At 69.7% G+C, this 15,712-nt stretch carries 27 protein-coding genes and 1 pseudogene; 3 read left to right on the forward strand and 25 right to left on the reverse strand.

Annotated features, from left to right (window positions below):
- Positions 1-62: 62 nt before the first annotated feature.
- Positions 63-314 (reverse strand): hypothetical protein, encoded by a 252-nt coding sequence (locus ACFYOY_RS13525; RefSeq protein ID WP_388586866.1) that lies wholly within the window; start codon positions 312-314, stop codon positions 63-65.
- Between the two features lie 107 nt (positions 315-421).
- Positions 422-643 (reverse strand): hypothetical protein, encoded by a 222-nt coding sequence (locus ACFYOY_RS13530; protein ID WP_388586868.1) that lies wholly within the window; start codon positions 641-643, stop codon positions 422-424.
- 146 nt (positions 644-789) lie between these two features.
- On the opposite strand from ACFYOY_RS13530, the gene ACFYOY_RS13535 reads away from it, so the two are divergent.
- Positions 790-1,071, forward strand: a complete 282-nt coding sequence (locus ACFYOY_RS13535; RefSeq protein WP_388586871.1) for a hypothetical protein — start codon at positions 790-792, stop codon at positions 1,069-1,071.
- A gap of 54 nt (positions 1,072-1,125) precedes the next feature.
- Here the strand turns inward: ACFYOY_RS13535 and ACFYOY_RS13540 are convergent, their stop codons facing one another.
- The 13 genes from ACFYOY_RS13540 to ACFYOY_RS13600 form a co-directional block, all read right to left on the reverse strand.
- Complete coding sequence (locus ACFYOY_RS13540) at positions 1,126-1,860, reverse strand: hypothetical protein (protein WP_388586874.1); 735 nt, start codon at positions 1,858-1,860, stop codon at positions 1,126-1,128.
- Positions 1,860-2,249, reverse strand: coding sequence for a hypothetical protein (locus ACFYOY_RS13545; RefSeq protein ID WP_388586877.1), 390 nt, complete (start codon positions 2,247-2,249; stop codon positions 1,860-1,862). Before ACFYOY_RS13545 ends, ACFYOY_RS13540 begins: the two co-directional genes overlap by 1 nt.
- A complete protein-coding gene (locus tag ACFYOY_RS13550) occupies positions 2,246-2,425 on the reverse strand; it encodes a hypothetical protein (RefSeq protein WP_388586880.1) in 180 nt (59 codons plus the stop codon). The genes ACFYOY_RS13545 and ACFYOY_RS13550 overlap by 4 nt, the downstream gene beginning before the upstream one ends.
- Positions 2,415-2,747, reverse strand: coding sequence for a hypothetical protein (locus tag ACFYOY_RS13555; protein ID WP_388586883.1), 333 nt, complete (start codon positions 2,745-2,747; stop codon positions 2,415-2,417). The genes ACFYOY_RS13550 and ACFYOY_RS13555 overlap by 11 nt, the downstream gene beginning before the upstream one ends.
- A gap of 253 nt (positions 2,748-3,000) precedes the next feature.
- Positions 3,001-3,216, reverse strand: coding sequence for a hypothetical protein (locus ACFYOY_RS13560; RefSeq protein WP_388586885.1), 216 nt, complete (start codon positions 3,214-3,216; stop codon positions 3,001-3,003).
- Positions 3,216-3,545 carry a hypothetical protein gene (locus ACFYOY_RS13565; RefSeq protein ID WP_388586888.1) on the reverse strand — a complete coding sequence of 110 codons (330 nt, stop codon included), beginning with the start codon at positions 3,543-3,545 and terminating at the stop codon, positions 3,216-3,218. Before ACFYOY_RS13565 ends, ACFYOY_RS13560 begins: the two co-directional genes overlap by 1 nt.
- Entirely contained in the window at positions 3,542-3,943 is a 402-nt protein-coding gene (locus tag ACFYOY_RS13570) for a hypothetical protein (protein ID WP_388586891.1), read from the reverse strand. The genes ACFYOY_RS13565 and ACFYOY_RS13570 overlap by 4 nt, the downstream gene beginning before the upstream one ends.
- A gap of 91 nt (positions 3,944-4,034) precedes the next feature.
- The gene (locus ACFYOY_RS13575) at positions 4,035-5,312 is read right to left on the reverse strand and encodes a DNA cytosine methyltransferase (protein ID WP_388586893.1); all 1,278 of its coding nucleotides are present in this window, start codon (positions 5,310-5,312) and stop codon (positions 4,035-4,037) included.
- Positions 5,309-5,506 carry a hypothetical protein gene (locus ACFYOY_RS13580; protein WP_388586896.1) on the reverse strand — a complete coding sequence of 66 codons (198 nt, stop codon included), beginning with the start codon at positions 5,504-5,506 and terminating at the stop codon, positions 5,309-5,311. The genes ACFYOY_RS13575 and ACFYOY_RS13580 overlap by 4 nt, the downstream gene beginning before the upstream one ends.
- Complete coding sequence (locus ACFYOY_RS13585) at positions 5,503-5,736, reverse strand: hypothetical protein (RefSeq protein WP_388586899.1); 234 nt, start codon at positions 5,734-5,736, stop codon at positions 5,503-5,505. The genes ACFYOY_RS13580 and ACFYOY_RS13585 overlap by 4 nt, the downstream gene beginning before the upstream one ends.
- Positions 5,736-7,103 carry a replicative DNA helicase gene (locus ACFYOY_RS13590; RefSeq protein ID WP_388586902.1) on the reverse strand — a complete coding sequence of 456 codons (1,368 nt, stop codon included), beginning with the start codon at positions 7,101-7,103 and terminating at the stop codon, positions 5,736-5,738. Before ACFYOY_RS13590 ends, ACFYOY_RS13585 begins: the two co-directional genes overlap by 1 nt.
- Positions 7,100-7,720, reverse strand: coding sequence for a DnaA ATPase domain-containing protein (locus tag ACFYOY_RS13595; RefSeq protein WP_388586905.1), 621 nt, complete (start codon positions 7,718-7,720; stop codon positions 7,100-7,102). Before ACFYOY_RS13595 ends, ACFYOY_RS13590 begins: the two co-directional genes overlap by 4 nt.
- On the reverse strand, positions 7,701-8,585 hold the full coding sequence (locus ACFYOY_RS13600; protein ID WP_388586908.1) for a hypothetical protein: 885 nt from the start codon (positions 8,583-8,585) through the stop codon (positions 7,701-7,703). The genes ACFYOY_RS13595 and ACFYOY_RS13600 overlap by 20 nt, the downstream gene beginning before the upstream one ends.
- A 183-nt stretch (positions 8,586-8,768) precedes the next feature.
- Here ACFYOY_RS13600 and ACFYOY_RS13605 point away from each other — a divergent pair, with 183 nt between their 5' ends.
- Positions 8,769-9,032, forward strand: coding sequence for a hypothetical protein (locus ACFYOY_RS13605; RefSeq protein WP_388586911.1), 264 nt, complete (start codon positions 8,769-8,771; stop codon positions 9,030-9,032).
- 15 nt (positions 9,033-9,047) lie between these two features.
- Positions 9,048-9,536 carry a hypothetical protein gene (locus ACFYOY_RS13610; protein ID WP_388586913.1) on the forward strand — a complete coding sequence of 163 codons (489 nt, stop codon included), beginning with the start codon at positions 9,048-9,050 and terminating at the stop codon, positions 9,534-9,536.
- 55 nt (positions 9,537-9,591) lie between these two features.
- Here the strand turns inward: ACFYOY_RS13610 and ACFYOY_RS13615 are convergent, their stop codons facing one another.
- The 10 genes and pseudogenes from ACFYOY_RS13615 to ACFYOY_RS13660 form a co-directional block, all read right to left on the reverse strand.
- The gene (locus ACFYOY_RS13615) at positions 9,592-10,023 is read right to left on the reverse strand and encodes a hypothetical protein (protein WP_388586915.1); all 432 of its coding nucleotides are present in this window, start codon (positions 10,021-10,023) and stop codon (positions 9,592-9,594) included.
- Positions 10,024-10,184: 161 nt separating this feature from the next.
- Positions 10,185-10,433: pseudogene (locus tag ACFYOY_RS13620) on the reverse strand (WhiB family transcriptional regulator); the annotation flags it as partial.
- A 344-nt stretch (positions 10,434-10,777) separates the two neighbouring features.
- A complete protein-coding gene (locus tag ACFYOY_RS13625) occupies positions 10,778-11,032 on the reverse strand; it encodes a hypothetical protein (protein WP_388586918.1) in 255 nt (84 codons plus the stop codon).
- Entirely contained in the window at positions 11,029-11,397 is a 369-nt protein-coding gene (locus ACFYOY_RS13630; RefSeq protein WP_388586921.1) for a hypothetical protein, read from the reverse strand. The genes ACFYOY_RS13625 and ACFYOY_RS13630 overlap by 4 nt, the downstream gene beginning before the upstream one ends.
- A gap of 76 nt (positions 11,398-11,473) precedes the next feature.
- Positions 11,474-12,178, reverse strand: a complete 705-nt coding sequence (locus ACFYOY_RS13635) for a hypothetical protein (RefSeq protein WP_388586924.1) — start codon at positions 12,176-12,178, stop codon at positions 11,474-11,476.
- A 60-nt stretch (positions 12,179-12,238) separates the two neighbouring features.
- Positions 12,239-13,057, reverse strand: a complete 819-nt coding sequence (locus tag ACFYOY_RS13640) for a recombinase RecT (RefSeq protein WP_388586926.1) — start codon at positions 13,055-13,057, stop codon at positions 12,239-12,241.
- On the reverse strand, positions 13,054-13,962 hold the full coding sequence (locus tag ACFYOY_RS13645; protein WP_388586929.1) for a YqaJ viral recombinase family protein: 909 nt from the start codon (positions 13,960-13,962) through the stop codon (positions 13,054-13,056). Before ACFYOY_RS13645 ends, ACFYOY_RS13640 begins: the two co-directional genes overlap by 4 nt.
- Positions 13,963-14,068: 106 nt before the next feature.
- Entirely contained in the window at positions 14,069-14,296 is a 228-nt protein-coding gene (locus tag ACFYOY_RS13650) for a hypothetical protein (RefSeq protein WP_388586932.1), read from the reverse strand.
- Between the two features lie 60 nt (positions 14,297-14,356).
- The gene (gene dnaN, locus ACFYOY_RS13655; RefSeq protein WP_388586934.1) at positions 14,357-15,475 is read right to left on the reverse strand and encodes a DNA polymerase III subunit beta; all 1,119 of its coding nucleotides are present in this window, start codon (positions 15,473-15,475) and stop codon (positions 14,357-14,359) included.
- A complete protein-coding gene (locus ACFYOY_RS13660; protein ID WP_388586937.1) occupies positions 15,472-15,642 on the reverse strand; it encodes a hypothetical protein in 171 nt (56 codons plus the stop codon). Before ACFYOY_RS13660 ends, dnaN begins: the two co-directional genes overlap by 4 nt.
- Positions 15,643-15,712: the final 70 nt, after the last annotated feature.

A 15,712-nucleotide genomic window follows, 5' to 3' on the forward strand; every position in this document is an offset into this window, starting at 1 on the left:
CTGGCTGGGTGCCCCGCACCGGATTCGAACCGGCTGTGGATCCCGGACGGGGCTGGGATGGTTCAGCGGGTGAACTCGTACACGCCGCCCAGGTCGGCGAGGCCCTCACGGGGGGCGCAGATCTGCAGGACGACTCGCAGGGGCCGCCCGGCGCGGTCGGTGGTGTCGTAGTCCTGGAGGGTGTCGCCGAGCCGTCGGCACACGGCGAGGTCCCGTTCGGCCTGCTGGTGGCTCATGACGCTCGAGGCGCGCTGCTGCTCGATGTCGTAGAGAGTGACAGCCAGCTTGCCGGGGGCGGGAGTTACGGCGGCCATGACGGGCCTCCTCTGCGGGTTGGTGGTGCGGCGGGGTGGGGGCTGAGTGCCTCGCAGGGTGCACGGTCTGGCCGTGCACCCGGGCGGCCATCAGGCCGGGCGGGAGGTCAGGCGGCGCAGCGGTTGGCGTGGGTGCGGGCGGCGTCGGTCGCGTCCGACTGAAACTTGAAAGTCCCGTGGCCCTGTCCGCAGGCGGCGCACTCGATCTCGTACTGGCCGATGCCGGTGCGGGCGACCCTCGTGACCCTGAGGAAGTCGTTGCGCAGTCGGCCGACGAGAGTGCGGAAGCGGGCGATCTCCGTGTTGGCCTGCCGGACGGTGGTCTGCATTGCGGTCTCCCCTGCCGTTGTTTCCTTGGCGATGACTCCATAGTTGCATCCTCATGTTGCATCGTCAAGATGCATAACGTTGTTGCATCGCGGAATCGCACCCACTTGCCTACCCCAGTTGCAACCCCACGTGGCATCATCAGGTTATGACCGCCTACGACCCCGACGCCCAAGCCGCCGCCCTCACCGAAATCGCCCAGCTCACAACAGCCTTCGAAGAGCAACAGGCAGCACTCGAACGGGCACGCGACGAACTCCACGCGGGGATCGTCAAACACCTCATGGACCGCAGCGCCCCACCCGGCCTCATCGCCGACGCCAGCCCCTACGACCGCAACCACATCCGGCGCCTAGGAGTCGCCGCAGGAGTGCCCCCACTACGCGAACCGAAGCCCAAAACCCGGGCCCGCAAGAAGCCCACCACCTGACCCGCCCCGTGCCGCACACCCCTCCCCCGGTGTGCGGCACACGCACGTCCGGGGTCAGGCGGTCGGCTCGTCCGGCCCGGGGCAGATGAACGGGTAGGGCGGGTTGGTGCCGTGGCAGCCGGGGCAGTCCTCGGCGTTCCCGCCGATGTGCGTCCGCTCGGCGGGGGTGCCGTAGATGGCGTCGCCGATCGCTCGGGCCCACTGGGCGGGATCCACGCTCGGGATGTCCGCCACGCGCCGTGCCGCAACCTCATCCTCAGCCCGGATCTGCTGGTCAGCACGGACCCGCCCGGTCGCGATGAGGTCGGCCACATACACGGCGGCCACATGGAATCCGGCAGCGAAGCCCTCGTGAGAGCGGGCCAGTTCCTCGGCCTTCGAGTGGGCGGCGGCGTAGGCGTGGTGCCTGCCGTCGGCGATCAGACGGGCCAGCAGGGCGTGGAGTGGCGGCTGATGCGGAGGGTCGGCCGTGTCGTTACTGGCCGCAGGACCGTCGATGTGTCCAAGGTTCTGGCCGCACTTCATGCAGGCCCAGTGCTGCGCGCCTTCATGGTCGATGACCTGCGAGTCGTGGTCACATGCGGGCTCATCTGCCCACCGGCCGGGGCGTACTGGCTCCCAGTCGCCGTAGGTCACACGGCGGCGCACCTGCACACCCCGATGCCGCTGGCCGCGCACCATGTCACCGCCACCATCCGGCAGGGGGAACCAGGTGAAGAACTCGGACTCGGGCGACGGGATGGGCGGCAGGTCGCTGCGGCGGATCGGCTCGGGCTCGACAGTCGCCATCAGAACCTCCACCACCCGTCGTAGCCGTCCGGGATGGCCGGGTAGCTGGCGAGCATCGGCCGCAGCAGCGCCAAGTGCTGCTCGATCACCTCGGGCTTCTGCGCGCCCCAGTAGTTCTCGCCGTCCCAACGGCCCTCGGTGTCGCCGCCGTAGCGGCCGTCGGTGTACCGCTCCAGGAATGCGCGGGCATCGGCGGGCGCCGGGTCGTCGATGATCGTGCGGAGCGTGCCGACGCAGGCTACGGGTTCGGCCTTGCGGCCCCGGAACCAGACGGCGTCGGCCGCGTACCAAGCCCACGTCTTGTCGGGGTCACGCTCTGAGTGGCGGAATGAGCTGAGGTCGACGGCGTAGGGGCGGCGGGAGATCAGGAACTTGTCTTCGCGAATCACGGATTCTCCTCGGGCTGGTAGTTGCTGATGTCGGGCACGCTGCGGACTGGCCTGCCACGGCGCCGCGCGGACGGGATCGGCACGGGCAGGAGCATCGCGGCGAGCAGTTCGGGCGGGAGGGCGAGCTGCACAGGGGCGGCCTCCCGCGGCTCGGCCAGCGGGGGCTCAGCGCTCATCGCACTTCCCCTCGACCAACTGGGCGGCCATGTCCCAGTCGAGGCTGTCGTCGCCGGCACCCTCGGCGAGCTGCTGGGCGGCCCAGTCGACGCCGAACATCGCTATGCCGTCACACAGGGCGTCCCGGTCGGACTCGGCGGTGTCGGCCCACACGATGTCGACGATGGCCGCGGTGGTGTCGCTGTCGGCGGTCACGTCGACAACCGGCGCGGTGGTGGCGGGCTGCGGGGTGGCGACGGGGATTTGGCTGTGGCCGCATGCGGTGAGGGCGGCGGCGGCGATGACGGTCAGTGCGGCGAGGGTGATGGGTCTGCGGGTCATGGTTCCTGCTTTCGATTGATGCGGTTATGGGTTGTTTGTTCCGTGCGGCGGAGCAGAGGGCACCACAGGGGCGTCCGTGGGTGGGTTGGAGGGACGTGTGGGCGACAGCGGGCGGCGAGGCTCTACACGCCCGCCTGCGGCCCGTTCAGCACACCTGGTCGTCGCTTGGTGCCAGCGACGGGGGTTTCGGCGCTCTCAGGGGCGTACAGGCGGCTTCTCGGCGGTCGTTCCGGGCTGACGGAAGATGCAGGCATCACTCGGCCGCCTCTTCTGTGTCGGTTTGCGGTGCTTCGAGACCCAACTGCACGGCCGCCAGATGCACGGCCTCCCGGATCGACAACTCGCCATCCGACGCGGCACGTATCGCCAACGCGCGGACGTGAAGGTCATCCGCCAGCTCCTGCTGCTCCGGCGTCAGGCAGCGGGCGCGGGTACGTGAGCCGCGAGATGGGCCCCAACGGTCGTCCATCACGCCGCCCCCCGCTGCTCGTCGAGCCCCGCGGCCTCCGCTGTCGGGCACGGCCACTCCGTCACCAGCCCCCGGCAGCGCTTCCCGTCCCACCCCGAGCACTCCCCGCACACCTCGACACCGGCCCGCAGCACCGGGCGGTGAAGGGCGGCCAGGGCACGGCGCAGCTGGAACATCCCGGTCGGGTCGGCGCCGTCCTGCCGCCAAACCCGCCGGTACTCCAGGCCCTGCCGGAACCAGCGCGCCTCCACCGCAGTCAACGGCTGCCGCTCGGCCCGGTCGACCAGCACCCGCATCTGCGCCAGCGACGGTCCCGGACGCCACGTCACGACTTCTCTCCGAGGATCCGGCGGGCTGTGGCCAAGGCGCGAGGGTCGGCGCCGATCTGCTCGGCGTCCTCGGCTGCGCTGTCGAGCCAGGCGGCGATGGCGAGGCCGACGGCCGGGTTCATGGCTGCGGCGTACTCGGCGTGCTGGCCGTGCATGTACGACCGCCGGTGGGGTGAGCCGCCGCGGTTCAGGAGCGGCCAGGAGATGGTGCTGCCGTCGTCGCGGGTGAGGTGGTCGCCGTAGAGGTGGTGGCCGAGTGTGGGGTCGTCGGGCCAGCAGGGTTCGGTGTGCCAGTTGGCGGTGGGGGTTCCGTCGGTGTCGGTCGAGGCGGCGGTGGCGAGGGCGTGCAGTTTCTCGGCGGCGGCCCGCAGCAGGGCGGCCGGGGACTGGTCGGTCATCGAGGTCTCCGTTCATGAATCAGCGTGCGAGGGGTGTGATGGGATTGGCGGGTGGCCGCCTCCGATAGCCCCGGAGGCGGCCTGCTGGGCGTCAGGCGGCGGCATCAAGTGCGGGATCGGCGGCAGGCATCGCCAGCCCAGTGGCGGCCGAAACGATGTGCGCGGCCAGCAGCGGCGGCACCGCGTTGCCCGCCTGCTCGTGGCCCTTGTTCTTGCCGCCCTGCCAGGGGTAGTCCTCGGGGAACGACTGGAGCAGTCCGGCCTCGGCCACGTTGATGCGGATCGAATCCGCGACGGGGGCGCCGGCCTTGCGGAGCTGCCACTGGCCGCCGGACTTGCTCGTCAGCGTCGGCGCCGGCCGCGTGTACGGGTTGACCGTCTGCCGGGTGCCGTCCGGCCGCTGGTCACGGTTGGTGTGCAGGACCCAGGCACCGCGTTCCTGCGCATCGGTAAGGATCTTCCGGGCGTTGGTGGGGAAAGGCTCGGCGCCGCCGGCCTTGGTCCCGCCCGCAGTCACGGTTGGCGCGGGCCGGTCCGTGGCGCCCCAGCCGATCGTCTCGGCCATCGTCCGCCACGGCGCCAGGAACCCACCGAACAGATCCTCGCCACCACCGTTCTCGGCGTGAGTCGTGTCGGGGGCGTGGACCCTGCGCACCGCGGAGGCGATGAGGACCGCGCGGCGGCGGGACTGGCCAACTCCGTAGTCGGCAGCGTTGAGGATCCCGGCCCACACGGACCAGCCGAGGCGGCGCAGTTCCTCCGCGTACACCTGCCACAGCGGCAGAACCGAAGGAACCTGCTCCAGGGCGGCCCACTCAAGCGACACCTGCGGATCCAGAGCAGTTATCAGGGCGTGCAGGTAGCGGGCCGGTTCCAGCACCAGGCAGGCAATGAACGCGTCCTCGCGAGCCTGGGCCTCAACCCGCTCCCCGCCCCAGCGCTTGTCGGAGGCACGCTTGGCGTTGCGCTTCTCCTGCGCGGCCAGTGCCACCGTGTAGACGCGCTCCCGCATCTCGGCGCGGCAGTCCTCGCCCCGCATGAGCCGCCGGATACCGTCCGCAAGGATGTCGAGCATCAGGCGGCCGATCTGCGTGCCGGCCTCAGAGAACAGGGTGCACGGTGGGGAGAACAGCAGCCCCCACACCCGGCCCAGCAGCGGGGTCAGCACGAACGCGGACACGTCCACACGGATCGTCAGGTGCCCCGCCGCCGCCCGGGTCTTGCAGGCAGCCTCGTCCCACTCCAAGCCGACGTCGTGCAGGCCGAGGTGGCGGCGGATGCCCTCAGACCAACCGCCGGGGCCGGCGCATCCGTCGAGGACGATGCCGGGCTGGGCGGGCGCATCCCATGCCGTCGAGTAGGCGTTCACGCTGCGGCTCCTGTCTGCCGCTGGGCGCGGCGGGCGTGCAGGTCGGAGTAGGCGGTCAGGTCCCGGGCCGTGGCCCAGGTGTGGCCGCAGCCGGGGCAGCGGTAGCCGTCGATGTGGCGGTTGCCGCGGGTGCGGGTGGTGGCGGGGGCTATGCCGCGGCGGAGGCAGCGCGGGCACGAGTCGGTGAGGTTCACGGCGCTCCCTTCCGCTGACAGTTGGGGCAGTCGCACACGGCGGGTACGGGCCCGCTGGCGGCGGTGCCGACGGGCCAGGCGCCGGGGCGCGGGATCGTGTAGTGGACGACGTCCGGCTTCTGGGCGGTCGGCGGCTTGGCTGGGGCTTTGCCGGTGAGGAACTGCAGGAACTCGTGGAGGCTGCCGTCGGCCCGCATCGCGGCGATGTCGGCGGGGTCGATGGCGGCCATCAGGTGGCCGCCATGTCGACGAACCGGGCGTAGTGCCCCTGGAAGGCGCATGTGATCGTGGCGGTGGGCCCCCCGCGGTGCTTGCCGACGATCAGGTCGGCTTCACCGGCCCGGGGGGATTCCTTCTCGTAGGCGTCTTCGCGGTGGAGCAGGATCACGATGTCGGCGTCCTGCTCGATCGACCCGGACTCGCGAAGGTCGGAAACCATCGGCTTCTTGTCCGTGCGGCCCTCGGGTCCACGGTTGAGCTGGGCGAGCATGACGACGGTGATGCCGAACTCTTTGGCGAGGAGCTTCAGCCCGCGGGACAGCATCGATACAGCAACCTGCCGGGACTCGGCGCGGGGTGCCTGCATGAGCTGCAGGTAGTCGACGACGAGGAGGCGCAGGCCCGCGGTGCGGACGAGGTTGCGGACGGTGGCGCGCAGGCCGGGCAGGGTGACGAGCGGGCTGTCGTCGATGTGCAGTGGAGCGGCGGCCATCTGCGGGGTCATGGATGCGGCGCGGGCCATGGCGGTGTCGTCGACGATGCCCTGCTTGAGATGGTGCAGCGGGATGGTGACGGCCGCGCACATGATGCTCGCCGCGAGCTCGTCCTTGCCCATCTCGAGTGACGCGAAGTAGGTGGGGATGTTGTTGGTGACGGCGGCGGCGCGGGCGAAGTTCGAGGCGACCGTGGTCTTGCCCATGGCGGGGCGCGCCCCGATGACGACGAGCTGACCGGGCGCCCAGCCGCCGCACAGCAGGCCATCCAGGTCGATGAACCCGGTGGGGATCCGGTCTTCGGTGCTGGGCGGGGTGACCGCGCGCAGCAGCACGTCGGGCAGGAGGTCGCCGAGCGTGGATGCCTGCGACATGGCGGCCGGCCGGACGAGGTTGTCGATCTCGGCCTGGAATTCAGCGACGTCGGCGTCGGGGTCGAAGGCCGGGCTGGTGGCTTTGACGCGCATGACGACGCCGAGCGCGGCTGCACGTGCGGCGACAGCGGTGTCGGTGACGCGTTTGGCCCAGTAGTCGGCGTTGCCGGGCATCGCCTGGTTGTACAGCTCGGCGAGCTGTTCGCTGTTGAGCGGGATGGTGACCATGCGGCCTTCGGCGTGCCAGGTCGCGAGTTTGCGGGCGACGGCCTCCCAACGGATCTCTCCGGCGGCCAGGTCGCTGGAGAGGTCTTCGACGGCGTACCAGACCCAGCGGTAGCGCTCGTCGCCGATGTCGGCAGGGTCGAAGCCTTTGGCGGCGAGCTCGTCGACGAGCTGGGTGCGGGACATGACCGATGCGGCGAGGATCTTCTCGGCCTCGAGGTCGTGGGGTGTGGACGACCCGGATACTGCATCGTCGGGGCCCCAGAGTTCGACGTCGGTGGTCACGCGGCGGCCCCCGTCCGGCGGTCGTCGCCCTCGAGGAGGACGACGCTGTTACGGCACATCTCGGCGAGACGGGAAGCCACGCGGGGCCCGGTCACCTCGGACAGCTCGTTAGGCAGCACATCGCACGTGATGATCACGGGGCGGCGGTTGATGTACCGCTCGTCGAACAGCTCGAACAGCCGCTCCTGCGTCCACGTCGACGCCCTGGCCGCGGCAAGGTCGTCGATGAACAGCAGGTCGCACTCCTGCAGTTCGAGCACCAGCGACCGGCCCTCTCCCCCGGGGGCGTCCGGGCGGAGCGCGTCGAACAGGGCAGTCGACCGGTAGGTCTTGACCAGCGGGGTGCCCTGCCACGGCTCGCCGGGGGCGTACTGGGCTTGGAGCCAGCGGCGGCAGGTGTGCCATGCGGTGTGTGTCTTGCCGATGCCGATGGCGCCGGTGAGGAACAGGCTCGGTCCGCCCCAGCCGGCGATCCAGTTGGCGATGTCCTCGTGCAGGTCGATGGGCTGGCGGTAGATGACGGGGATGCGGTCGTCGAATCGGTTGAGGGCGTGGGCGCGGCGTTCGATGAGGACGCCTTCGCGGTTGTTGGGTGTGTCAGCCGAACTGAAGTGCACGCTTCTTCTCCTCGTCGGTCATGGTTCGGGGTGCCGTTTGGGGGCCCTGGGGTGGGCGCTTGCGCTGCTCGGCGAGGGCTTGGCGGCGGAGGGTGTCGTACTTGGCGCGGAGCTTGGCCGGGCTGAGGATGTGCGCCTGCCAGAAGTCGTTGGCGTGGGCCCAGTCGATGGCGGCCATGGCTTGGTCGGGCGTGATCTCGTCTTTGTCGATCAGCAGTCGGATGTCGGTTCGCCACTTGGCAGTGATGCGAGGCCGCTTGCTGCCGCCCTTCTCGATGGCGGTCGCGAGGTGCTTGCAGACGCGTTCGACGTCGTGTCGGGCTGGGGCGTCGGAGGGCGACGAAGTCGTCCCTTCTTCTTTTTCTTTTACTTCTGTCTCTGTCTCTGTCTCTGGTTCGTTTTTGCTTCCCGCTTGCTTCGCTTTTGCTGAAGCACTTGCTTCGCTGTTTGCTTCGGCGGCGGAAGCGGCGCGACGGGACTGCCCGGACCGCTTGCCACCCCTTTGACCTGCGGCTGAGCGCTTGGCCCGGAGGTCTGCGACCTCGGAAGCGGAGCGCTGGTGGTCGAGGTAGTCGTGGATGACGTAGTTGTCGGGGCCTGCTTGGGGGCACTTGGGGCAGTCGTGCTCGCCGTCGTGCCACAAGCCAACGCGAACCAGTGCTGAAGCACTTGCTTCGGGTTTGCTTCCGTCGGTCAGCCGGGAGACAAGGCGCTTGGAGATCACGCCGTCGGTGAGCTGCCGGGAGGCGTAGGCGAGTCCGCAGATGTAGAGCCAGCCAGCTTCGCCACCCGCCTCGATGATCTTCGGGTGGTCCGGCAGACCGTCGTGCACCTTGACGTAGGTGCGCTTGTCCTTCTCGGCCATTGGGAGCTTCTTTCAGGGAGAGGTACTGGTCAGGGGGACTTCTGGGCGTGCGGAACCAGGCCCTCAAGGCGGGCGGATTCGCGACTGGCGCGGACCTATATAGCCAACATACACTTGGACACATGAATGTTGGCTATGGTTGTGCAACTGGATGTGGCCACACCCCTGTGGGACCATGCCGCCATGACAGAGGAGGAGCTCGTGACCCGCCTGAAGCAGGCAGCCGAAGCCAAGCGCGCTGCCGAGGAGGCCGCCGCCAAGACGTTCGAGAGCGCCGTCGTGGATGCGTTGCAAGCCGGCCTCAAGCCGAAGACAGTCGCCACCGCGACCGGCTACAGCTACGAGACGATCCGCCGCATCGCTCGCGCCAACGACATCGGCCGCCTGCGTGAGCCGACCGTCACCAGTAGGAAGAAAGCCCGGTCCGGGGGCGACTCCCCGGCCTGACCGAGGAGATTGCCCATGTGGCTCGACCACTGCCGGACCGCCCTGTACCGCCTCTACGACGAGGCGGGGGCGCTGCTGTACATAGGCATCAGTCACCAGCCCGAGGTGCGCTTCGAGCAGCACTCCAAGCTGAAGGAATGGTGGCCGTGCGTCGCACGTCGCGAGGTCGAGTGGTTCGCCGATCGACCAGCTGCCGCCAAGGCTGAGGCAGACGCTGTTCGCGCGGAAGACCCGGAGTTCAACAGCGTCTACTCGCCGCGCATTAACCGGCGCACCATCCGGGACGTGGTGGCGCAGGATGGGGTCCGAGAGATGTCGCTGTCCCTGGCGCGCCCAAAGCTCACCACGGTGGTTCGCGGAGTTGCCCACAGCGGCCAGCCGGTGGCCCTGCTCAGCTATGGGCAGCGCTATGCAATGGTCGTCCCGATGGACTTCTACGAGCGCGCACTGGAAGCACTGGGCGAGGAGCGCGTGCTCGTTCCCGTGCCCGAGTCCGACGACTGACCTCATCCCCATCCCCTCCCTTGCCCCGCCATAGGCGGGGCTTTGTCGTGTGCGGCTATGCGGCGTTGCGCTGGCGTGCGACGCGTCGCGCTCGGCTGGCCCTGACGCAGGCTTCGCAGTAGGCGTGGCCGTTGCCGTCGATGCGGCCTTCGGTGGCCTGGTTGTGGCCGTTGGTGCAGGTGTCGGGGCGGGGCCCGAGGCCGTTGAGGGCCCGTACCTGCTGGTGGATGCGCTGGCGGCCGGCGGTGTCGTCGACGTGGGCGACGCACAGTTCCTGCTGGCAGGCGGCTCGGACGGTGCCTTGGGGTGCGCGGCCGTGAACATGTTGGAACATGACGCGCCGGGCGGCGATGCTCTTGTTGCCGCTCTTGAAGACGGGGGTGCCGCCGTCTTGGGCTCGGCTGCCGTTCCAGATGAGGTGGCCGCCGGCCGCGGGGGTGGTGCGGGCGTGGACGGCGGCGACGAGGTCGGCCAGGTTGGTGGTCACGCCGCCTCCTGGAGCTCGTCGCGGCCGTGGAGTTTGCGCCCGTAGGCGGTGTTGGCGTCGCGGCAGGGCTGGCAGATGGCGGAGTGTTCGGCCTGGTGCCGCTTGTAGCCGCCGCGGGTGCCGCATCGTGCGGGGATCTGGCGGCGCTTCCGGTTGGGGTCATTGCGGGCGGCACGGCGCTTCATGGCACGGCGTTCGTCTTCGCTCATGCCGCCCCAGACGCCGGTGTCCTGGCCGGTGTCGAGGGCCCACTGGAGGCAGATGTCCATGACGGGGCAGGTGTGGCAGATGCCTTTGGCTTCTTCGATCTGGAGGAGGAACGGCCCGGTGTTGCCTTTGGGGAAGAACAGTTCGGGGTCTTCGTCGCGGCAGGCGGCCTGGTGCCTCCAGTCGTTGTTGCTGCTGGTCATGGTGGTTTCTCCTTTGCTGGGTGCGGGTTCGGTGGTGGGCGTGCCGAGGGTTCCGGTGGGTCTGATTTCGCGGTGGGGATAGCCGGCGACGTTCCAGCGGGTGATGGTGCGGTCGCTGACGCCGACGGTGGCGGCGATGTCGCGGCTGGGTGTGTGGTCGGCGTGGAGTTGGCGGGCTGCGTTGTATGCCTCGGCTTGGTTGAGGGGGAGGCGTTCGCCGCTGATGGCGCGTTCGACGGCGATCCAGTCGATGGGTCCTTCGGTGGGGTCGGTGCCGCCGGGGTGGCGCGCTGGGGTGCCGGGGGTGGCGAGTACTCCGCGGAGGGCTCGCTGGGCGGTGGTGGTCACTGGTTCCCCCGTTCTGCTGCGGGTGCGTGGTAGAGGGCTTCGAGTCGGAGGTAGGTCTCGTCGATGGGTGCGGGCCGTGTGTCGTGGCTGCGGCGGAGGTGCATCTGCTGTTGGAGGCGCGTGCGCTGCTGGGCGCGGATGATGCGGTCGGCGAGCTTGCTGCGCCGGCGCCAGCGGATGGCCCAGCTGGTGCTGGTGCCGGTGGCGATGAGCGCGGCCACGTGGAGGGCGAGAGCCGCGGCGGGGCTCACGCCGCACGCTCCGCAGGCCGTGCCCGCCGCTGGTCGGCTATGGCCCGGCCGCGGTCGGTCAGCGTCCACACGTAGATGCCGTGGCCGTGGGTGGGGCCGCTGGTGGAGGGCACGAGCTGCCCGGTCTTGGCGATGACGCCGCCGCGGGCGAGGGCGTTGATGGCGGCACCCAGGTAGCCGTGGCCCATCTCGGGGAGGACGTCGCGCAGGTCGTTGGCGGACCATTCGTCGCAGGCCAGCCCGAAGTGCCAGACGGCCTGTTCGACGAGGAACCGGTCCCAGGTGGATGCGGCGACGATCTGCTGGAGGGTGGTGTTCTTGTCGGCGGCGGCGAGACGCTCGGCCGGGGTGAGGCGGCGGGTCATGGCGGGCTCCGTTCGGGTGTGGTTCCGTGGAGGGGTGGGGCCGCCCGCATTACGGGTGCGGGCGGCCCGGGGCGGGCTAGAACGGGGGCTCGGCCGGGTCGTAGCCGAGCGTCAGGTGGGTGATGCGCGCCTTGATGGCGTCGGTGAGGTCGGCGCCCTCGTTCTTGAGCGCGTAGGCGAGGTTGCGGGCCCAGGTGGTGATGGCGTCGTCGCGGGCGATGAGCATGTCGGCGAGTTGCTCGGCGATGATTCGGCGGACGTTCTCGGGGATCGCATCGGTGACGTCGGGCGCCGGCCCCCACGGGTTGCGTTCGGGGGCCGTGCTGTCGCAGGTGGCAGCGTTCCGGTGCACCCACGGGTCGTCGGCCGACGCGTAGGTGGGGGTGGCGGATGCCGGGGTTTTCCAGGCGGCGCGCGGGTCCCAGCCTTCGTCGGAGAGTCGGGCGTCGATGAGCCGGTCCATGCTGGCGCCTGCTTCGTGGAGGGCCTTGGCGAGGTCGACGCCTGCCTGCCAGCGGTCGCTGTTCCGGCTGGCGAGTGCCTGCGCGATGTGGGTGGATACCAGCTTTCGCGTGGCGTGCTGGCTGCGGCGCAGCAGTGTGAGGGCGTCTCGCGTGTCGGCGGTCGTGGCCGGCTGCTCCTCGTCGCGGGCGAGGGTGGCGTGGCCCTGTCCGATCGTGGCGGCAATCTCAGCGACTCGCGTGTCGGCCGGATCCTTGAAGAGGTAACGGGAGGCGGTGGCCAAGTGCTTCTCGGCTTCGGCCCGATGGTTGGTGGTCATGTGCTACTCCTTGGGGTGGGACGCCCCCGTCTGCCTCGAGGGCGTCCCGTTGCGGGTGGGTTAGGCGGCGGTGTCGTCGTCGACGAATTCGGCGTCGATGGGCCCGTCGTCCTCGGTCACGGGTTGGGGCATAGGGGCAGCCGTGGCGGGCATGAGCGGGGCGGTCTTCTCGGCGGCGACTTCGGCCTGTGCCCGCAACTGCTCACGCATGTACTCGGCGGAGGTCGGCACCCACTTGGTGAGCCGGTGGGCGGCGGTCTTCATCCACATGGACTCTTCGTGCTTCTGCCACGGCGAGTACGGGGAGTCGGAGCCGGTGGACATGGCCTTGGCTTCCATGACCTTGGCCCGGTTGAGGACGACGACCTTGCTGGTCGCACCGTCTTTCATGACCGCATAGGCGTACACGAGGCGAAGCGGGCCGCGGTCCTCGAGGTCCCAGTCGATCTCGTGGGTGGGGCGCTCGTCACGGCCGGGTGAGTACGCGAAGTGGTCCTTGGCCCTAACGGTCTCGACGATGACGGAGGAGACGGCGCCAGCCCGGTAGATGAGTTCGATCTCGCCCTGGTAGCCGCGGATGCCCTGGACTTCGAGGCGGCCCTTCTGCTTGCGGGGCGTGAGGTAGTACTGCTCGGTGCCGGGCTCGAGGCCGAGGCGGGCTGCTTCCATGAGGGCGCCCATGAGGGCTGCGGGATTGTTCTGGGCGGCGAGGGTGAGGTTCTTGTCTCGGCGCAGGACGGAGACAGCGAGGCGGACGAAAGTATCGGGCTTGACGTGGGACGGCATGACCATCGCAAGGTCGGCCTTGTACTGCTCGACCATGGCTCCGGGCCCGTTGTCGCGGACGGCGACGGCGTTGCTGACGGTGTTCTCGGTCATGCGGGGATCTCCCTGTTTCGTGCGGGCTGAAGGCTGTAGGTCTTGCCGTTGCGGACGGTGCGGGTGGCGACCTTGTTGAGGCCGACGACGGCGCGTCGTCCGGTGCCGATCCGGTCGAGGACCAGTCCCGCTGCCTGCTGTTTGGCGTCCTTCGCGGTCTCGTAGTTGGCGAGGGCCTGGAAGTACTGGGCGCGCAGGTCGGGGCAGATCTGGATGTCGACGTCGTCGAGGCCGTCGGGGAGCTGTTTGATGGCCTGGTAGGTGGCGTCGTGGCCGTCGATGGACGGGCGTTCGTTGTCGCGCAGGGTCCGCATGAACTCTTCGGCCCGCTCCCGCATCACTGCGGCGTCGGCTTCGTCGTGCTCGACGACGTATTCGCGGTAGTCGGAGCCTGAGATGAGGACGATGACGCGGCAGCGGTGTATGCCGAGGGCGTCCATGTACCAGCGGACCTGCGCTTTGTAATAGACGGGGATCTGGTCGGTGTCTTCTTCACCCCAGCCTTCGGCGTCACGGCTCGTCTTGACCTCGAGCAGTTCCATCTGGCCGTCGCCGTTGATGAGGAGCCGGTCGGGGTTGACTATCTGCCAGGGCCGTCCGGTGTCGTGGTAGGTCGGGGAGGGCATGACGACGGTCTCGGGGTGGAGGTCGGCGAACTCATCGACGATGGGGGCCTCAAGACGCTTGCCCCACCGCATCTGGTCGCTCTCCTCGACGGGGGCGATGAGGCCCTGCTTGCGGTGCCAGAGACTGAAGTACGACTCGAAGGGGCTGATGCCGAGGACAGCGGAGATCTCCGAGCCGCCTATGCCCTGGGCGCGGGCTGCGTGCCACTGGTCGGAGCCGGGCTCGAACCATCCGACCAGCTCGCCGGCCGGGGTCGCGGGCAGGGTGGGCGCGGTCACTTCTTCCCGTCCTTCTTCTTGTCGGCGCAGTCTTCGCAGACGAGTCGGCCGTTGACGGGGACGAAGGGGCCGGCGGTGTCGCCGCAGGGGCAGGTGATGGGGCTCATCAGAACGGGGCCTCCGGGTAGTAGCTGGTGTTGCGGCGCCAGAGCGGGAGTCGCCAGGTGCGGAGCTGATCGAGGCAGGGGCATTCGTCCCAGTCGGCGCCGAAGTCGTGCTGCTGCCAGGCGCCGTGCCTGCCGCGGCAGTGGGGGCAGTTGGGGTCGGGTTCGCGGGTGATGTAGATGGCGCGCTGGTGGAGTTCGGTCTCCCACCGGCCGATGCGGATGCGCATGTGATCTCCTACCAGTGGCCACCCCGCCTGTTTGCGGCGGGCGGGGCGGCCGTGAGGTGGCTAGTCGTTGATGCGGACGGGCATGAGCACGGCCCGGTACGGGGTCTCGTCCAGGGGTTCGATGAGGACGGGCTTGGTGTGCGTGTACAGCCAGATGCGGACCCGGTCGACCATGGGCGCGAGCAGTGTGGTGAGGTATTCGGCGTCGAAGGCGATGGAGAATCCGTCCTCCATGTCGGCGATGTCGGCTTCGACGGTGGTGGTGGCCGCGGGCCCATCGCCGCGGGCCGCGATCTCGGCGTGGCCGTCGCGCAGCGTGACCCGCACCCGCTTGTTCTTGTCCCGGACGATGGCCACGCGGCGGGCAGCGGCAGCCAACTCGGCCGGGTTGAACTCGGCGTAGCCGCTGGCCTGCTCCGCCTTCGGTGCCACGTTCTCGACCGGAGGGAAGCCGCCGACCCGAGTGCGAACCGCCACCGTTCGGTCGGTGGTCGCCAGACCAGCCATGCCGCCGCCGGGCTGCGGGAAACCGATGCTTACGTCGCCGCTGCTGAAGGACTTAGCGATGTCGGCCAGGATGGGCGCCGTGATGAGCATGGTGTCGTCGGCGGGCCTGGTGGGCTGCCACGGCAGGGTGCGCACGGCGATCCGGTACCGGTCCGTGGCTGCCAGCTCAAGGCGCTCACCTTGGGCGCGGACGCGGATGCCGCCCATGCCCTCGACCTGGCCGACGGCATCCTTGGAGGCCATGGCAGCGGTGGCCACGTCTTTGACGGCCGCTGCGAACTCCGCAGCATCGGCGGTGCCGGTGGCGGCGGGTGCCTTGGGGAGGGCCGGGTATTCGTTGGCGGGCAGCAGCGGCAGCGTGAACTGGTTGCCGGGTGCCGTGACGGTGAGGACGTCGTCGTCGGCGGCCAGCTCCACCATGCTGTCGGGCAGGGTGGCGGTGACGTCGGCCAGCAGCCGTCCGGGGGCGACGATGCTGCCGGTGCTGGGGGTGTTGGCGGCGAGGGTGGCCTTGCCGCTGGTGTCGTAGTCGAAGCCGCTGATCGTGAGGGTGTCGTCGGCCGCGTTGAGGAGGAGGCCGCTGAGGATGGGCACGGTGGGTTTGTCGGCGATGTAGCGGGAGGCCCATCGGGTGGCGTCGGCGAGGGCGCGCTGTTCGACGTTGATTTTCATGCCGCCCGCTCCTCCTGCTGCTCGTTGAGGCCGAGGGGCAGTTCGTCGTCCTGGGCCGGTGCGGTGTCGGTGTCGTCGTTCTGGTCGGCGGTGGGGGTGATGGGCCAGGGCCGGGGCCGTCCGGTGCCGACGAGGGCTGTGGTGGGGAACAGTTCGAGCTGATCCATGGGGTGCTCCAAGGTGGTTGTGGCTGGTGGCCCGCGCTCCCGCTGGTCTCGTGTCATCCGGCGGGGCGCG

Origin of the sequence: Streptomyces sp. NPDC007875 (genome assembly GCF_042868035.1) — a bacterium.
Taxonomy (GTDB): domain Bacteria; phylum Actinomycetota; class Actinomycetes; order Streptomycetales; family Streptomycetaceae; genus Streptomyces; species Streptomyces antimycoticus.

Excerpts from the sequence above, each read along its gene's own strand:
- dnaN (WP_388586934.1), bottom strand. The coding sequence starts at position 15,475 with ATGAAAATCAACGTCGAACAGCGCGCCCTCGCCGACGCCACCCGATGG.
- ACFYOY_RS13660 (WP_388586937.1), bottom strand. The coding sequence starts at position 15,642 with ATGGATCAGCTCGAACTGTTCCCCACCACAGCCCTCGTCGGCACCGGA.
- ACFYOY_RS13530 (WP_388586868.1), bottom strand. The coding sequence starts at position 643 with ATGCAGACCACCGTCCGGCAGGCCAACACGGAGATCGCCCGCTTCCGC.
- ACFYOY_RS13550 (WP_388586880.1), bottom strand. The coding sequence starts at position 2,425 with ATGAGCGCTGAGCCCCCGCTGGCCGAGCCGCGGGAGGCCGCCCCTGTG.
- ACFYOY_RS13570 (WP_388586891.1), bottom strand. The coding sequence starts at position 3,943 with ATGACCGACCAGTCCCCGGCCGCCCTGCTGCGGGCCGCCGCCGAGAAA.
- ACFYOY_RS13525 (WP_388586866.1), bottom strand. The coding sequence starts at position 314 with ATGGCCGCCGTAACTCCCGCCCCCGGCAAGCTGGCTGTCACTCTCTAC.
- ACFYOY_RS13585 (WP_388586899.1), bottom strand. The coding sequence starts at position 5,736 with ATGGCCGCCATCGACCCCGCCGACATCGCCGCGATGCGGGCCGACGGC.
- ACFYOY_RS13610 (WP_388586913.1), top strand. The coding sequence starts at position 9,048 with ATGTGGCTCGACCACTGCCGGACCGCCCTGTACCGCCTCTACGACGAG.
- ACFYOY_RS13605 (WP_388586911.1), top strand. The coding sequence starts at position 8,769 with ATGACAGAGGAGGAGCTCGTGACCCGCCTGAAGCAGGCAGCCGAAGCC.
- ACFYOY_RS13635 (WP_388586924.1), bottom strand. The coding sequence starts at position 12,178 with ATGACCACCAACCATCGGGCCGAAGCCGAGAAGCACTTGGCCACCGCC.
- ACFYOY_RS13555 (WP_388586883.1), bottom strand. The coding sequence starts at position 2,747 with ATGACCCGCAGACCCATCACCCTCGCCGCACTGACCGTCATCGCCGCC.
- ACFYOY_RS13535 (WP_388586871.1), top strand. The coding sequence starts at position 790 with ATGACCGCCTACGACCCCGACGCCCAAGCCGCCGCCCTCACCGAAATC.
- ACFYOY_RS13630 (WP_388586921.1), bottom strand. The coding sequence starts at position 11,397 with ATGACCCGCCGCCTCACCCCGGCCGAGCGTCTCGCCGCCGCCGACAAG.
- ACFYOY_RS13540 (WP_388586874.1), bottom strand. The coding sequence starts at position 1,860 with ATGGCGACTGTCGAGCCCGAGCCGATCCGCCGCAGCGACCTGCCGCCC.
- ACFYOY_RS13600 (WP_388586908.1), bottom strand. The coding sequence starts at position 8,585 with ATGGCCGAGAAGGACAAGCGCACCTACGTCAAGGTGCACGACGGTCTG.
- ACFYOY_RS13650 (WP_388586932.1), bottom strand. The coding sequence starts at position 14,296 with ATGCGCATCCGCATCGGCCGGTGGGAGACCGAACTCCACCAGCGCGCC.
- ACFYOY_RS13640 (WP_388586926.1), bottom strand. The coding sequence starts at position 13,057 with ATGACCGAGAACACCGTCAGCAACGCCGTCGCCGTCCGCGACAACGGG.
- ACFYOY_RS13560 (WP_388586885.1), bottom strand. The coding sequence starts at position 3,216 with ATGGACGACCGTTGGGGCCCATCTCGCGGCTCACGTACCCGCGCCCGC.